Source organism: Diaphorobacter sp. LR2014-1, assembly GCF_002916785.1.
GTDB lineage: Bacteria > Pseudomonadota > Gammaproteobacteria > Burkholderiales > Burkholderiaceae_C > Diaphorobacter > Diaphorobacter nitroreducens.
On the sequence record NZ_MTBE01000002.1, the window covers coordinates 99981 to 113849 of the forward strand.

Sequence of the window (13869 nt, forward strand, 5' to 3'; positions counted from 1 at the left end):
ACCCGAGGCGACTGGAGAGCCGCCCCCGATGACCGCACGCAAGATCTTCGTCACCACCGCCCTGCCGTATGCCAACGGCAATTTCCACATCGGCCACATCATGGAGTACATCCAGGCCGACACCTGGGTGCGCGCGCAGCGCATGCAGGGCAACGCGGTCAATTTCGTTGGCGCGGACGACGCCCATGGCGCGCCCATCATGATTGCCGCCGAGAAGGCGGGTAAGACGCCCCAGCAGTTCGTGGCCGACATCGCCGCCGGGCGCAAGCAATACCTGGATGGCTTTCACATCGCCTTCGACAACTGGAGCAACACCGACAGCCCGGAGAACCACGAGCTGTCCCAGCAGATCTACCTGGACCTGAAGGCCGCCGGCTTCATCGAGACGCGCACCATCGAGCAGTTCTTCGACCCCGAGAAGAACATGTTCCTGCCCGACCGCTTCATCAAGGGCGAGTGCCCGCGCTGCCATGCCAAGGACCAGTACGGCGACAACTGCGAGGTCTGCAGCTCGGTCTACGCGCCCACCGACCTGATCAACCCCTACTCGGCGCTGTCGGGCGCCAAGCCGGTGCTCAAGACCTCCGAGCACTTCTTCTTCAAGCTCTCCGACCCGCGCGCGGTGGAGTTCCTGACCGAGTGGACGCAGAACGGCCAGCATGTGCAGCCCGAGGTGGCCGCCAAGATCAAGGAATGGTTCGGCACGCGCACCAATCCCGACGGCACGACCAGCGAAGGTCTGGACGACTGGGACATCTCCCGCGACGCCCCCTATTTCGGCATCGAGATCCCCGATGCGCCGGGCAAGTACTTCTACGTGTGGCTGGACGCCCCCGTGGGCTACCTGGCCTCGCTCAAGAACCTCTTGAACAAGCGCGGCGAGGACTACGACGCCTACATGGCCGACCCGCAGCTGGAGCAGTACCACTTCATCGGCAAGGACATCATCACCTTCCACACGCTGTTCTGGCCCGCCATGCTGAAGTTCAGCGGCCGCAAGACGCCCACGAAGATCTGCGTGCACGGCTTCATGACCGTGAACAACGGCGAGAAGATGAGCAAAAGCCGCGGCACGGGGCTGGACCCGCTCAAATACCTGGCCCTGGGCATGAACCCCGAGTGGCTGCGCTACTACCTGGGCGCCAAGCTCAACGGCAAGAACGAAGACATCGACTTCAACCCCGAAGACTTCATGGCCCGCGTGAATTCCGACCTGATCGGCAAGTACGTGAACATCGCCAGCCGTGCCGCGGGCTTCATCTACAAGCGCTTCGGCGGCAAGCTGGGCGAAGTCAGCGCCGATGGCCAGGCGCTGCTGGCGCAGCTGCGCGAACAGGCCGGTCCCATCGTTGCGGCCTACGAGGCGCGCGACACGGCCCGTGCCGTGCGCGAGACCATGCTGCTGTGCGACCGCGTGAACAGCTACGTGGACGCCAACAAGCCCTGGGAGCTGGCCAAGCAGGAGGGCATGGAGGCGCGCCTGCAGGACGTCTGCACCACCTGCATCGAGGCCTTCCGCATCCTGACGATCTACCTCAAGCCCATCCTGCCGCAGGTGGCGGCCGAGGTGGCGCGCTTTCTCATCGTGCCGCCCGAGCAGTTTGCCGAAGTGGCCCAGCCCCTGGGCGCCGGCCACCAGATCGGCCAGTACCAGCACCTGATGCAGCGCGTGACGCAGGAGCAACTGGACGCGCTGTTCGAGCCGCCGGCTCCCGCAGTCGAAAAGGTCATCCCTGGCGGAGAGGAAATCGCCCCGACGATCACCATCGACGACTTCGCCAAGGTGGATCTGCGCATCGCGAAGATCGTGAAATGCGAGGCCGTGGAAGGCTCCACCAAGCTGCTGCGCCTGACCCTGGACGTGGGCGAAGGGCAGACACGCAACGTCTTCAGCGGCATCGCCAGCATGTACAAGCCCGAGGACCTGCAGGGCAAGCTCACGGTGATGGTGGCCAATCTGGCGCCGCGCAAGATGAAGTTCGGCCTGAGCGAGGGCATGGTGCTGGCCGCCAGCCACGCCGACGAGAAGGCGCACCCCGGCATCTTCGTACTGGAGCCCTTCCCCGGTGCGCAGCCGGGCATGCGCATCCACTGATGCCCCAGCCTCGGCGATCGCGCCAGCCCCTGCGCCTTGCGGCTGCAGGGGTTTTTTTGTGCGCCTTGCTTTCGGGGTGCACGGTGGTGGCGGTGGGTGCAGCCGCCGTCAGTGTCACGGCGACCGCCGTGGGGCTGGCGGCCGACGCCGCCGTGGGCACGGCCAAGGTTGTCGGTAAAGGCGTGGGCAAGGCCTATGACGCGATGACCGAAGACGAAGAAGACCACAGCGGCATCACCATCCGCTACCGCGAAGGCGGCGCACCGCAGCCGCTGCCGGATGCCCCGCCGCAGGAGCAGGCGGCACCCACGCCTGAGGCGCTGCCGTAGCCGCTGCGCGCGTTGCCTGGCGGCACCCGCCACAGGACGTACGCATGGTCACGCCGAGGGCTCGCCCGGTGGCCGCGCGGCCTGCCGCCACTGCCCCGGTGTGCAGCCTGTCCAGCGGCGAAAGGCCCGGTTGAACACGCTGGGCTCCGCGAACCCCAGCGACTGGCTGATCTCGCCCAGCGGGCGGTCCGCCTGCGCCAGCGCGTGCAGTGCGGCCTGGTGCCGCGCCGCGTCCAGTACGGCGGTGTAGCTCAAGCCCAGCGCCTGCATGCGTCGCGCCAGGGTGCGCTCGCTCAGTCCCAGCGCTGCCGCGGCCTGGGCGCGTTCGGGCGCCTTGCCGTGCAGCGGCGCTTGCAATTGATCGGCCATCCACGCGCGCAGCGCCTGCGCCAGGTCGGCCGGCGCTGACAGCGCCGCCAGCCGTGTCGTCGCATGTTCGCGGTGCAGGCGCGCGAGCTGCTCGTCGGCCTGGGGCAGCGGCGCGTCCAGCAGCGCGTTGTCCAGCAGCACGCCGCTGAAGGCCTGCTCGAATTCCACGGCGCAGCCGAAGGCCTCGCGGTAGCCCGCCAGCGGCCCGATGCGTGCCTGGCTGAACTGCACCTGCCGCGGACGCACCACCTGTCCCGTGACCCAGCGCGCAAACGCCACGACCGCGGCCAGCACCGCCTCGATCTGGTGCGGGCTGAATGCCAGCGCGCCCTGGCGCGGGTGGTACACCACCCAGCTGGCGGTTTCGCCCGCGATCATCTGGAAACGCCCGCCGTCGCTGATGAGGCGCTGGTACTGCTGCACCGCGGCAATGGCCGCGCGCAGGCTGGGCGCGGACTGCAGCAGGTAGCTCACCACGTTGAAACTGCCCGGCCCCACCTGTGCCCCCACCTTGAGGCCAAAACCCGAATCCTGCGTGCAGTGCACGGCTGCGCGCCACAGCCGCGTGATGTGGTCAATGGGCCAGCGCTCGTGCGCCAGCTCGGCCGGTGCGATGCCCGCCTGCGCCAGCAGGCGCTCGCGCGCCACGCCCGCGCGCTCGGCGGCGGCCAGCACGGTGTTCACCCAACTCATCGAAACGCTGGCCTGCAAGGTCAATTTCCATGGCCTCCAAAGTCTATGCCGCGCCATGATATGCCGCTATCTTGGCCGGCAGTGCGCCACACAGAGCGCGCAAGGAGACAGCCGCATGGCAACCCAACATTCCGACACCGTCGTCATTGGCGGCGGTCTGGCCGGCATCGTGGCCGCGCTGGAGCTGCTGCGCGCGGGCCAGCGCGTCACGCTGGTGGACCGCGACACGCCTGAACGCTTCGGCGGCCTGGCGCTGTGGGCCTTCGGCGGCATGGCCCTGGTGGGCACGCCGCTGCAGGCAAAGATGAAGATCCCCGACACGCCCGAGCGTGCGCTGGCCGACTGGCTGCGCTTTGGCGAGCTGGACGCTGACGACCACTGGCCCCGCGCCTGGGCGCGCCACTACGTGGAGCATTCGCGCGCGCAGGTGCACGACTGGCTGCTGCAGGAGGGCGTGAAGTTCATGCCCGCGGTGAACTGGGTGGAACGCGGCCTGCAGGGCGACGGCAACAGCCTGCCGCGTTACCACATCGTCTGGGGCACCTCGCGCGAACTCACGCGGTGCCTGATCGCGGCGCTGCGGCGTGCGGGTGAAGGCAGCAGGCTCACACTGCTGCACGGCCACCGCGTCACGGCACTGGACCACCAGGACGGACGGATCGCCGGCGCCGTGGCGGTGAACGAAGCCACGGGCGAGGAAGTACGCCTGCAAGCCCCCGTGGTGGTGCTGGCCATGGGCGGCATCAACGGCGGGCATGAGGAGACCCGCGCCAACTGGCCCCAGGGCCGGCCGCGACCCGCCGCCATGCTCAACGGTGCGCACCCCTTCGCCGATGGCAAATTGCACCGCCACGCCGCCCGCCTGGGCGCGCAGATCACGCACGCGGGCGAGATGTGGAACTACGCGGCGGGCTTTCCACACCCGTTCCCGCATTTCGACGGGCACGGCCTGTCGGCCATTCCCTGCAAGTCGGCGCTGTGGCTGAACCACCGGGGCGAGCGCATCGGCCCCGCGCCGCTGGTCACCGGCTTCGACACGCACTGGCTGTGCCAGCGTGTGGCCGCGCAGGAAAAGCCCTGGACCTGGCACCTGCTCAACTGGCGCATCGCGGCCAAGGAGTTCGCCATCTCCGGCGCCGAGCACAACCAGCGCATCCGCGACAGGCAGTTCCCGCAGTTCCTCAAGGAAACGCTGTTGGGCAACCACCGCCTGGTGCGCCAGATGCAGCGGCAAAGCCCGCATTTCCTGGTGGACGACACCCTGGCGGGGCTGGCCGCGAAGATGAACGCACTCACCGCCTCGCTCGATGTGCGCCCCGAGGTACTGCAGGCCACGGCCGACGCCTTCGACGCCAACTTTGCCCACGGCGCCAAGCTGCACAACGACGACCAGATCCGCCGCATCCTGCACGCGCGCCAGTGGGGGCCAGACCGGCTGCGCACCTGCGCGCCCGCGCCGCTGCAACAACCCGGCGCGGGGCCGTTCATCGCCATCCAGATGCAGCTCATTACGCGCAAAAGCCTGGGCGGGCTGCAAACGGACCTGCACAGCCGCGTTCTCGACGGCGCAGGCCAGCCCATCGACGGCCTGTACTGCGTGGGCGAGGCGGCGGGCTTCGGCGGCGGCGGTGCGAACGGCAAGCGCTCGCTGGAAGGCACGTTTTTGCCCGGCTGCATCCTCACCGCGCGCGCAGCGGCGCGCGCCATCACCGGGAGGGCCGGCGCATGAGGGGCTACCCCGCATCGGTCGCCGACTGGCGCCGCCTCGCAGCGCAGCGCCTGCCACGCTTTCTGTTCGACTACATCGACGGCGGCGCCAGCGACGAGCGCACACTGACCGCCAACGTGCAGGACCTCGCCGCCCTACGCCTGCGCCAGCGCGTGCTGGTGGACGTGGCCCAGGTGGACACGCGCGCCACCCTGGCCGGCCAGCCCTGCGCGCTGCCGCTGGCGCTGGCGCCCATCGGCCTGGCGGGCATGGCCGCGCGCCGGGGCGAAGCGCAGGCCGCGCGCGCGGCGCACGCGGCGGGCGTGCCGTTCACGCTCTCCACCGTGGGCATCTGCCCCATCTCCGAGGTGGCGGCCGCCGCCGGCGCGCCGCCCTGGTTCCAGCTCTACATGCTGCGCGACCGCGGCGCGGTGCGCGCGCTGCTGGACGGTGCCTGGGCCGCCGGCTGCCGCACGCTGGTCTTCACGGTGGACCTGCCGCTGCCCGGCATGCGCCTGCGCGACATCCGCCACGGCATGGCCGCGAGCGGCGTGCGCCCGGCGCTCATCCGCGCCGCACAGGTGCTGGCGCGCCCCGGCTGGGTGCAGGACGTGGCGCTGCGCGGCCAGCCGCTGCGCTTTGGCAACCTGACCGCGCAGGTGCCCGGCGCGCGCGACCTAAACGCCTTCAAGGCCTGGGTGGACGCGCAGTTCGACCCCAGCGTGACGTGGCAGGACATCGACTGGCTGCGCGGCCAATGGAAGGGCCGCCTGCTGCTCAAGGGCATCCTGGACGTGCAGGACGCCCAGGCCGCCGTGCAGGTGGGCGCGGACGGCATCGTCGTCTCCAACCACGGCGGGCGCCAGCTCGACAGCGTGGCCTCCACCGCCGCCAAGCTGCCCGCCATCGCCCAGGCCGTGGGCGCGCAGACCGAGGTGCTGGTGGACGGCGGCGTGCGCAGCGGCGTGGATGTGTTCAAGGCCCTGGCCCTGGGGGCGCGCGGTGTGCTCATCGGCCGCCCCTGGGTGTGGGCGCTGGCGGCGCAGGGCGAGGCGGGCGTGCGCACCCTGCTGGCCCAGTGGCAGCGCGAGCTGCTGCTGGCAATGACGCTGGCGGGCGTGACGCGCGTGGCCGACATCGGCCCCCAGCACCTCGACACGGATTGGTAATGAAAAACGGCTCCAGCGCTTACCCATCAAGCGCTAACAGCTATGAATAAAGAAGCAAGGAGATTCCCATGAACGGCGCACAAGCCCTGCTCAAGACCCTGGCCGATGCCGGCATCGAGGTCTGCTTCACCAACCCTGGCACGAGCGAGATGCACTTCGTCGCCGCGCTGGACAGCGAGCCGCGCATGCGCGCCGTGCTGGCGCTGTTCGAGGGCGTGGCCACCGGCGCGGCCGACGGCTACGCACGCATGGCGGACAAGCCCGCCGCCACGCTGCTGCACCTGGGCTGCGGCCTGGGCAACGGCCTGGCCAACCTGCACAACGCACGCAAGGGCAAGGTGCCGGTGGTCAACATCGTGGGCGACCACGCCACGTACCACACGCAGTACGACGCGCAGCTGCAGTCCGACATCGAGACCGTGGCGCGCAACGTCTCGCCCGGCTTCGTGCGCACCGCGCAGCGCACCGCCACGCTGGGCCAGGACGCAGTAGACGCCATTGCCGCAGCACGCGGCCTGCCGGGCCAGGTGGCCACGCTGGTCCTGCCCGCCGACGTGTCGTGGGGCGAGGGCGGCCAGCCTTGCCCGCCCCCAGCGCCGCCGACGCCCACCGCTGCCAGCGACGAAGCCGTGCAGGCCATCGCACAGGCCATCCGCGCGGGCGAAAAGACCATCGTGCTGCTGGGCGGCCACGCGCTGCGCGAGGGGGCGCTGCGCAGCGCCGCGCGCATTGCGGCCCACAGCGGCGTGCAGTTGCTCGCCGAGGTGTTCCCCACCCGCATGGAGCGCGGCGCGGGCCTGCCCGCCGTAGAGCGCGTGGCCTACCTGGCCGAGCTGGCCGGCGTGCAACTGGCGGGCGCGCGGCACCTGGTGCTGGTCGATGCGAAGTCGCCCGTCTCGTTCTTCGCCTACCCCGGCAAGGCCAGCGACCTGGTGCCCACGGGCTGCACGGTGCACACCCTGTGCAGCCCGGCGCAGGACGCAGCGGCGAGCCTGGACAAGCTGGCCGCCGCGCTGGGCGCCAGCGCCACGCAGCCGCCCCTGGCCCTGGCGCAGCGCCCCGGCCGCCCGCGCGGGCCGCTCACCGCGCCCAAAGTGTGCAAGGCCGTGGGCCACCTGCTGCCCGAGAACGCCATCCTCATCGACGAGGCCATCACCTCCGGCCTGATGCTGGGCGTGATGACGGCGGGCTGCCCGCGCCACGACCTGATCACACTGACCGGCGGCGCCATCGGCCAGGGCCTGCCCAATGCCGTGGGCGCGGCCATCGCCTGCCCCAACCGCCCGGTGATCGCACTGATCGGCGACGGCACGGCGATGTACACCCTCCAGGCGCTGTGGAGCATGGCGCGTGAGAACCTGCATGTGGTGTCCGTGATCTTCAACAACGCCAGCTACTCGGTGCTGAATGTGGAGCTGGAGCGCGTGGGCGCTGAGAAAGCGGGCCCCAAGGCCAAGTCGCAGCTCGACCTGAAGGGCCCGGTGCTGAACTTCGCCCAGCTCGCGCAGGGCATGGGCGTGCATGCGGTGCGCGCCAGCACGGCCGAGGACTTTTGCCAGGCGCTGGAATACGCGCTGGCGCACCCCGGGCCGCACCTGATCGAGGCGCTGGTGCCCGAATCGCTCGCGGGCGCCAAGCGCAAGGTGCTGCCGTGGCTGCTCAAGTCGCTGCCCAGCCTGCCTGCGCCGGTGGCGCGCGCGCTCAAGCGCAAGATCGCGCCGTGACTCCGCCGCCCGCCGTGGCGTATCAACCGCCCTGGTAGCGGCCGGGGCGGTGGCTCACCGCCAGGAACACGCCCATGACCACGGCGGCCAGCACCGACCAGGCCACGCGGTCCCACGGCACGACCCACAGCGCCAGCAACACCACCGCGCAATCGATGGTCATCTGCACCTTGCCGGCACGCAGGCCATGGCGCTCCTGCAGGTACAGCGACACGATGGTGGCCCCGCCCAGGCTGGACTTGTGGCGCGCCAGGAACAGCACGCCGGTGCCCATCAGCAGGCCGCCGGCGATGGCGGCGAAGGCCGGGTGCAGGTAGTCGATGTGGATGAGGCGCGGCCCCAGCTCGGCGATCAGCGACAGGATGCCCACGCTGACGAAGGTCTTGATGGTGAAGGCGCGCCCGATGTGCTTCCAGGCGAACCAGTAGAACGGCAGGTTGATGGCGAAATAGATGGCGCCGAACGGCCAGCCCGTGGCGTAGTGCAGCACGAAGGCCAGCCCCGCGGTGCTGCCCGTGAGCAGGCCCGCCTGGGCGTACATCATCATGGTCAGGCCCACGAACAGCGAACCGGTGAAAAGCGCCTGGACATCCTCGAACACGCCATGGCGCGGCGCGGCGTGCGGGGATGGGACACCCGGTGCGGCGGCGCCAGGCAGGGAGACGGAAGCGGACGATGGGACGGTGCGGCTGGCCATGGTGAGGTTTCTCTGCAACGCGGGCCCGGCGCGGGTAGCGCCGGCGCGCGATCATCGCATGCAAAACTTACGCCCGTTTGGCAATAGGGTTTGCCCCAGGCTTTCACCACCCTGGTGCGGGAGCCACGCGTCAGGGCCCGTCAGGGATTTTTTCGGCGCTGCCCGAGCGGCGCACCGTGCCGTCCGGGCCGAACACCACGGTGAAGATCATGTGGCGCGGGCCGTCGCCCCAATTCCAGTCCCACTCGGTTTCCTGCTTCAGGTCATAGGTAATCCGCTTGGCGGGCTTGCCCAGCAGGCGGCGCACCTGCTCCTGCGCCATGCCCGGCTGCACTTTCTCGAAATGGTGCGGAGCCAGCACCTGGCGCAACGCGCTCATCTTGCCGTCGGCGCCGATGGTGATCATGTAGTTGCGCTGCCCGGCGGGCTGGCGGTTGTATTCCAGCGTGCGCGCGCCGCCCTCCTCGGGCCAGATGCGCTCGGGCTCGCCGAAGCGCTCGCGCACCTGTGCCTCGGTGGAGACGCCCTCCTCCAGCTCCTTGATGCGCTGGTCGTCGCAGCCGACCAGCGCCAGCAAGACAGCTAGCGCCATCCCACCCCTCCGAAAACTAAAAAGCGGCATGTCGGCCTACCCACTGTGGTTGCGTAGGCTGGCACTTTAACGTGACCGACAGATCATTCGAGCCGGATCGACGCGGCCTTGACAACGTCTGCATAGCGGCCCAGATCGGCCTCGATCTCAGCGCGAAATTCCGCCGGCGTGTTGCCGGATGCGGAGATACCCAAGTTAGCGAGTCGCTCCTTGACATCCGGCGTGTGCACGACTGCGTTCAACTCACGCTGCAGGCGCTCGATGATGGGTGCTGGCGTCTTGGCAGGTGCCAGGATTCCGATCCACGAATTGACCACGAAGTCAGGCACGCCCGACTCAGCCACGGTGGGCACATTAGGCAGCGATGGCAGGCGCTGTGCGCTCGATACCGCGATAGCCTGCACTTGGCCGCGCTGGATGAAGGGATAGGCGCCGGCTACGGCCGTGTACAGCATGGGGAGTGAGCCACCCACAACGTCCGCCAGTGCCTGGCCGCCACCCTTGTAGGGCACGTGCACGAAGTCAGCGCCGGTGCGTACGCGCAGCAGTTCACCGGCCAAATGAGGGGTGCTGCCCGTGCCCGCGCTCCCGTATGACACGCCGCCGGTCACGGCCTTGGAATAGGCGACCAACTGGCTGAAGTTCTTGGCTGGCACCGAGGGATGAGTCACGATGACCAGGGCGGCGTCACCGATCTTGCTCACAGGAGAGAAATCCTTGAGCGTGTCGAACGGCACCTTGGCGAAGACATGGGGGTTGATGACCATCGTGCCGTCGAAGCCCACCACGAGGGTGTAGCCGTCGGGCGCAGCCGTAGCAGCCTGCTGGGTTCCGATGTTGCCGGACGCGCCAGGGCGGTTATCCACCACCACCTGCTGCCCCAGGCGCTGACCCAGGCGTTCAGCCACCACGCGTGCTCCGGTGTCCGTCACACCGCCGGGTGCAAAGGGCACGATCAGTCGGATCGGTTTGTTGGGATAGTCGGCTTGGGCTGGCGCGCTGGCTGCTGCCATGCACAGGGTCGCACCCAGGCCCAGGGCCAGGCGGCGGGGCAACGTGGATACGGCGGCCCGGTAAGAAATACGTGTCATGGTTTGTCTCCTGTCGTGGTTGTTCTGCTTGCCAAGGGGAAAAACTGCTGGGGCGGCACGGTGCCGCCCCAGCACGGGGGATCACTCGGGCTGGATGCCGCCGCGCTGGGCCACCTGGGCCCACTTCTGGGTCTCGGTTTCGAGGAAGCGGCGGAACTGTGCGGGCGGGGTGAGTACGATATCGGCGCCCTGGTCGTGCATCTGCCTGGTGACGGCCGGGTCGGACGTGACCTTGCGCAGATCGGCATTGATGCGCGCGACCACGGTATCGGGCAGGCCAACGGGGCCGAACATGCCATACCAGTTGAGCGACTCCACACCCACCAGGCCCGCTTCCTTGAAGGTCATGGCGTCTGGGAAGATGCCCATGCGCTGGTCGGCGGCCACGCCCAACGCGCGCAGCTTGCCCGACTGGATGTGCGGCAGCGCAGTGAGCACGCTGGTCACGCCGCCCGGCAGGTGGCCGCCGATGATGTCGACCATGATGGGCGCGCCACCCTTGTAGGGCACGCCGGTGAGCTTGAGCTTGCCCGACTGGCGGATCAGCTCGCCCGTCAGGCGGGTCTGGCCTTCGGAATAGCCCACGGCCACTTCTTCCTTGCGCGCGGCTTCCAGCAGGTCGGGCAGCTTCTTGTACGAGCCGTTGGCGGCCACCACCAGCACCATGGGCGAAGTGGCGATGTTGGTCACCGGGGTGAAAGCCTTCATGGTGTCGTAGGGGAGGCTCCTCATTAGCACGGGGTTGATGGCGTGCGAGCCCACCACCATCAGCAGGGTGTAGCCGTCGGGTGCGGCCTTGGCCACGTAGCTGGAGCCGATCACCCCGTTGGCGCCGGTGCGGTTGTCCACCACCACCGACTGGCCCCACAGCTCGGACAGGCGCTGGGCCATCAGGCGGCCCACGATGTCGGTGCCGCCACCGGCCGAGTACGGCACGACGATGGTCACGGGCTTGGTCGGGAAGGGCTTGTCCTGTGCGAAGGCCAGGGGTGCGGCACCCCAGGCGGCGAGGGCCGCCAGGGCCGAACGGCGGCCGGGCGAATGCAGGGTGGAGTAGTCGGACATGGTGTGTCTCCTGATGTGAAAGGCAAAAACGGGTTTCGGGCCGGGCTGCGATGGTCCGGCGGCGTGGGGGCGGGTCGGCGGGCGTGCTCAGGCGGGTTGCAGCTCGGCGGCGAGCCGCTTGTCACGCTGGCGCCGCAGCCAGGCGCTGGAGCGACCGCCCAGCGGGCGCCGCAGTTGCTGCTCAGCGAAGTCCACGGCGTCCAGTAGCGCGTCCAGCGACAGGCCGGTGGTGAAACCGCTGGTCTCGGCCATCAGCACCAGGTCTTCGGTGGCCAGGTTGCCGGCCGCGCCGGGCGCGAACGGGCAGCCGCCGATGCCGCCCACGCTGGCATCGAAACGGCGCACACCGGCCTCCAGCGCCGCCCAGGCGTTGGCGGCTCCCAGGCCGCGCGTGTCGTGCAGGTGCACGGCCAGGCGGTCCATGGGTACTACGTCGCGCAGCGCGGCGAACAGAGCGCGCACCTTCTGCGGCGAGGCAGCGCCGATGGTGTCGGCGATGACGATCTCGCCCGCGCCAGTGGCATGCATGCGCGTGGCCAGGCGCACCACCTCGGCCAGCGGGGTCTTGCCCTCGAAAGGGCATTCGAACGCCACGGCCACGTAGGCGCGCGTGCGCAGGCCCTTGTCATGCGCGGCCAGCACGGTCTGTGCGCTCACCTCGGTGGCTTCGTCCAGGCCCATGTTGATGTTCTTGCGGTTCATGGTCTCGGTGGCCGAGAGCACGACCGCGACCTCCTGCGCCCCGGCGGCATGCGCGCGCTCCAGCCCCTTGAGGTTGGGCACCAGCACCGAAGTGCGCAGTTGCGGGAAGCGTGCGCTGATGCGCGGAACCAGCTCGCCCGCGTCGGCCATCTGCGGCACAGCCTTGGGTGAGACGAAGCTGGTCGCCTCGACGCTGTTCACGCCGGCGGCCACCAGGCGCGCGATCAGTTCCAGCTTGTCTTCAGTGGATAGGTGGACGGCCTGGTTCTGCAGGCCGTCGCGCGGCGATACGTCGGTGATGGAGATGGTTTCGGCCATGGCGGCGCCCTTCCCGATCAGGCCACCGCGCCGTCGCGGCGCAGGGCTTCGAGGCGTTCGTCCGAATAGCCCAGCCAGCCGCCCAGCACCGCGGCGGTCTGCTCGCCCAGGCGCGGCGGCGGCGTGTAGCCGCGCGCGGCGGCGGCCGACAGCTTGACCGGGTTGCCGGGCATGCGCAGGCGTTCGCCGTCGGCCAGGGGCACTTCGACCACCATGTCGCGCGCCAGCACCTGCGGGTCGCTCAGCGCCCGGGCGAAGTTGTTCACCGGGCCGCAGGGGATGCGCGCGGCACGCAGCTGCTCCAGCCAGTATTCGGTCGGCTGCTTGCGCAGCACCTCGGCCACCAGGGCATCGATCTCGGCCTTGGCGGCGAAGCGCACGGGCTGCTGCTTGTACTCGGGCTTGCGCAGCGCGGGCAGGTCGATGCATTCGACGAAACGCTCGAAGAACGCGTCGCCGATGCAGGCGATGATGATGTGGCCGTCGGCCGTGGGGTAGCTGTTGTAGGGCACGTGCACGAAGTGGCCATTGCCGATGCCGGCCGGCACCTCGCCCGACATGAAGTACATGGTAGCCATGTAGTTCAGCAGCGAGATCTGCGCGTCCAGCATGGAGATGTCCACGTGCTGGCCGCGGCCGGTGTGGTCGCGCTCGACGAGCGCGGCCAGCACGCCCATGGCGCCGAACATACCGCCGCCCAGGTCGCCGATGGGAATGCCGCTGCGCATGGGGCCAGTCTCGGGCGTGCCGGTGATCGACATGCCGCCGCCCATGGCCTGCACCACCTGGTCGAAGGCGGGGCGCTGGGTCTGCGGGCCGGTCTGGCCGAAGCCGGTGACCGAGCAGGTAACGATGCGCGGGTTGACCTGCGACAGCGCGGCGTAGTCGACGCCCAGGCGCTGGGTCACGCCCACGCTGAAGTTGTCGAACACCACGTCGGCCTGGCGCACCAGGTCCAAGAAGACTTCACGGCCCGCAGAACTCTTGAGGTCGACGCAGACGCTTTCCTTGTTGCGGTTGAGCGTGAGGTAGTACGCGCCCATGCCGTTGCGCGAATAGGCGGGGTCGTTCTCCAGCAGGCGGCGCGTGCCTTCGCCGGCGCCCGGGGGTTCGACCTTGATGGTGCGCGCGCCGAGGTCGGCGAGCAGCATGGTGCCATAAGGGCCGGACAGCATGTGGGTGAGATCCAGCACGGTGATGTGTTCGAGCGCCAAGACAATGTCTCCTTTGTTGCGTAGCTTGCCCCGGTATTGCATAGGGCGTGCCAGCCCGCCAGGCGCGTACAAGTCATTGATTCGTAATGGTTCGGTGCCAACG

General features: G+C 69.3%; 12 protein-coding genes. 5 read left to right on the plus strand and 7 right to left on the minus strand.

Going from position 1 to position 13869, the window contains the following annotated elements; genetic code table 11:
* The first annotated feature begins 28 nt into the window (after positions 1–28).
* Together metG and BV908_RS02370 are read left to right on the plus strand one after the other, a co-directional pair.
* A complete protein-coding gene (gene metG, locus BV908_RS02365) occupies positions 29–2095 on the plus strand; it encodes a methionine--tRNA ligase (RefSeq protein ID WP_047349793.1) in 2067 nt (688 codons plus the stop codon).
* Positions 2095–2424, plus strand: coding sequence for a hypothetical protein (locus BV908_RS02370; protein WP_047349792.1), 330 nt, complete (start codon positions 2095–2097; stop codon positions 2422–2424). The genes metG and BV908_RS02370 overlap by 1 nt, the downstream gene beginning before the upstream one ends.
* Before the next feature lie 48 nt (positions 2425–2472).
* On the opposite strand, the gene BV908_RS02375 is transcribed toward BV908_RS02370, so the two are convergent.
* On the minus strand, positions 2473–3504 hold the full coding sequence (locus BV908_RS02375; RefSeq protein WP_246867430.1) for an AraC family transcriptional regulator: 1032 nt from the start codon (positions 3502–3504) through the stop codon (positions 2473–2475).
* A gap of 97 nt (positions 3505–3601) precedes the next feature.
* Between BV908_RS02375 and BV908_RS02380 the strand changes: the two genes are divergently transcribed.
* The 3 genes from BV908_RS02380 (at position 3602) to BV908_RS02390 (ending at position 8087) form a co-directional block, all read left to right on the plus strand.
* Positions 3602–5215, plus strand: coding sequence for an FAD-dependent oxidoreductase (locus tag BV908_RS02380; protein ID WP_103737106.1), 1614 nt, complete (start codon positions 3602–3604; stop codon positions 5213–5215).
* Positions 5212–6363 carry an L-lactate dehydrogenase gene (locus tag BV908_RS02385; RefSeq protein ID WP_103737107.1) on the plus strand — a complete coding sequence of 384 codons (1152 nt, stop codon included), beginning with the start codon at positions 5212–5214 and terminating at the stop codon, positions 6361–6363. Before BV908_RS02380 ends, BV908_RS02385 begins: the two co-directional genes overlap by 4 nt.
* 68 nt (positions 6364–6431) lie before the next feature.
* Positions 6432–8087, plus strand: coding sequence for an acetolactate synthase large subunit (locus BV908_RS02390; protein ID WP_103737108.1), 1656 nt, complete (start codon positions 6432–6434; stop codon positions 8085–8087).
* A gap of 22 nt (positions 8088–8109) precedes the next feature.
* Here BV908_RS02390 and BV908_RS02395 read toward each other — a convergent pair whose 3' ends face one another.
* From BV908_RS02395 to BV908_RS02420, 6 genes are all read right to left on the minus strand, one after another.
* Positions 8110–8784, minus strand: coding sequence for a YitT family protein (locus BV908_RS02395; protein WP_103737109.1), 675 nt, complete (start codon positions 8782–8784; stop codon positions 8110–8112).
* 130 nt (positions 8785–8914) lie between these two features.
* Positions 8915–9406 (minus strand): outer membrane protein assembly factor BamE, encoded by a 492-nt coding sequence (locus BV908_RS02400; protein ID WP_047349787.1) that lies wholly within the window; start codon positions 9404–9406, stop codon positions 8915–8917.
* A gap of 53 nt (positions 9407–9459) precedes the next feature.
* Positions 9460–10467, minus strand: coding sequence for a tripartite tricarboxylate transporter substrate binding protein (locus BV908_RS02405; RefSeq protein ID WP_047349786.1), 1008 nt, complete (start codon positions 10465–10467; stop codon positions 9460–9462).
* 81 nt (positions 10468–10548) lie between these two features.
* On the minus strand, positions 10549–11532 hold the full coding sequence (locus tag BV908_RS02410; protein WP_103737110.1) for a tripartite tricarboxylate transporter substrate binding protein: 984 nt from the start codon (positions 11530–11532) through the stop codon (positions 10549–10551).
* 87 nt (positions 11533–11619) lie between these two features.
* Entirely contained in the window at positions 11620–12552 is a 933-nt protein-coding gene (locus BV908_RS02415) for a hydroxymethylglutaryl-CoA lyase (RefSeq protein ID WP_103737111.1), read from the minus strand.
* A gap of 17 nt (positions 12553–12569) precedes the next feature.
* Positions 12570–13766 (minus strand): CoA transferase, encoded by a 1197-nt coding sequence (locus BV908_RS02420; protein WP_047349886.1) that lies wholly within the window; start codon positions 13764–13766, stop codon positions 12570–12572.
* Between the last annotated feature and the right edge of the window lie 103 nt (positions 13767–13869).

Excerpts from the sequence above, each read along its gene's own strand:
- metG (WP_047349793.1), top strand. The coding sequence starts at position 29 with ATGACCGCACGCAAGATCTTCGTCACCACCGCCCTGCCGTATGCCAAC.
- BV908_RS02370 (WP_047349792.1), top strand. The coding sequence starts at position 2,095 with ATGCCCCAGCCTCGGCGATCGCGCCAGCCCCTGCGCCTTGCGGCTGCA.
- BV908_RS02380 (WP_103737106.1), top strand. The coding sequence starts at position 3,602 with ATGGCAACCCAACATTCCGACACCGTCGTCATTGGCGGCGGTCTGGCC.
- BV908_RS02385 (WP_103737107.1), top strand. The coding sequence starts at position 5,212 with ATGAGGGGCTACCCCGCATCGGTCGCCGACTGGCGCCGCCTCGCAGCG.
- BV908_RS02390 (WP_103737108.1), top strand. The coding sequence starts at position 6,432 with ATGAACGGCGCACAAGCCCTGCTCAAGACCCTGGCCGATGCCGGCATC.
- BV908_RS02395 (WP_103737109.1), bottom strand. The coding sequence starts at position 8,784 with ATGGCCAGCCGCACCGTCCCATCGTCCGCTTCCGTCTCCCTGCCTGGC.
- BV908_RS02400 (WP_047349787.1), bottom strand. The coding sequence starts at position 9,406 with ATGCCGCTTTTTAGTTTTCGGAGGGGTGGGATGGCGCTAGCTGTCTTG.
- BV908_RS02405 (WP_047349786.1), bottom strand. The coding sequence starts at position 10,467 with ATGACACGTATTTCTTACCGGGCCGCCGTATCCACGTTGCCCCGCCGC.
- BV908_RS02410 (WP_103737110.1), bottom strand. The coding sequence starts at position 11,532 with ATGTCCGACTACTCCACCCTGCATTCGCCCGGCCGCCGTTCGGCCCTG.
- BV908_RS02415 (WP_103737111.1), bottom strand. The coding sequence starts at position 12,552 with ATGGCCGAAACCATCTCCATCACCGACGTATCGCCGCGCGACGGCCTG.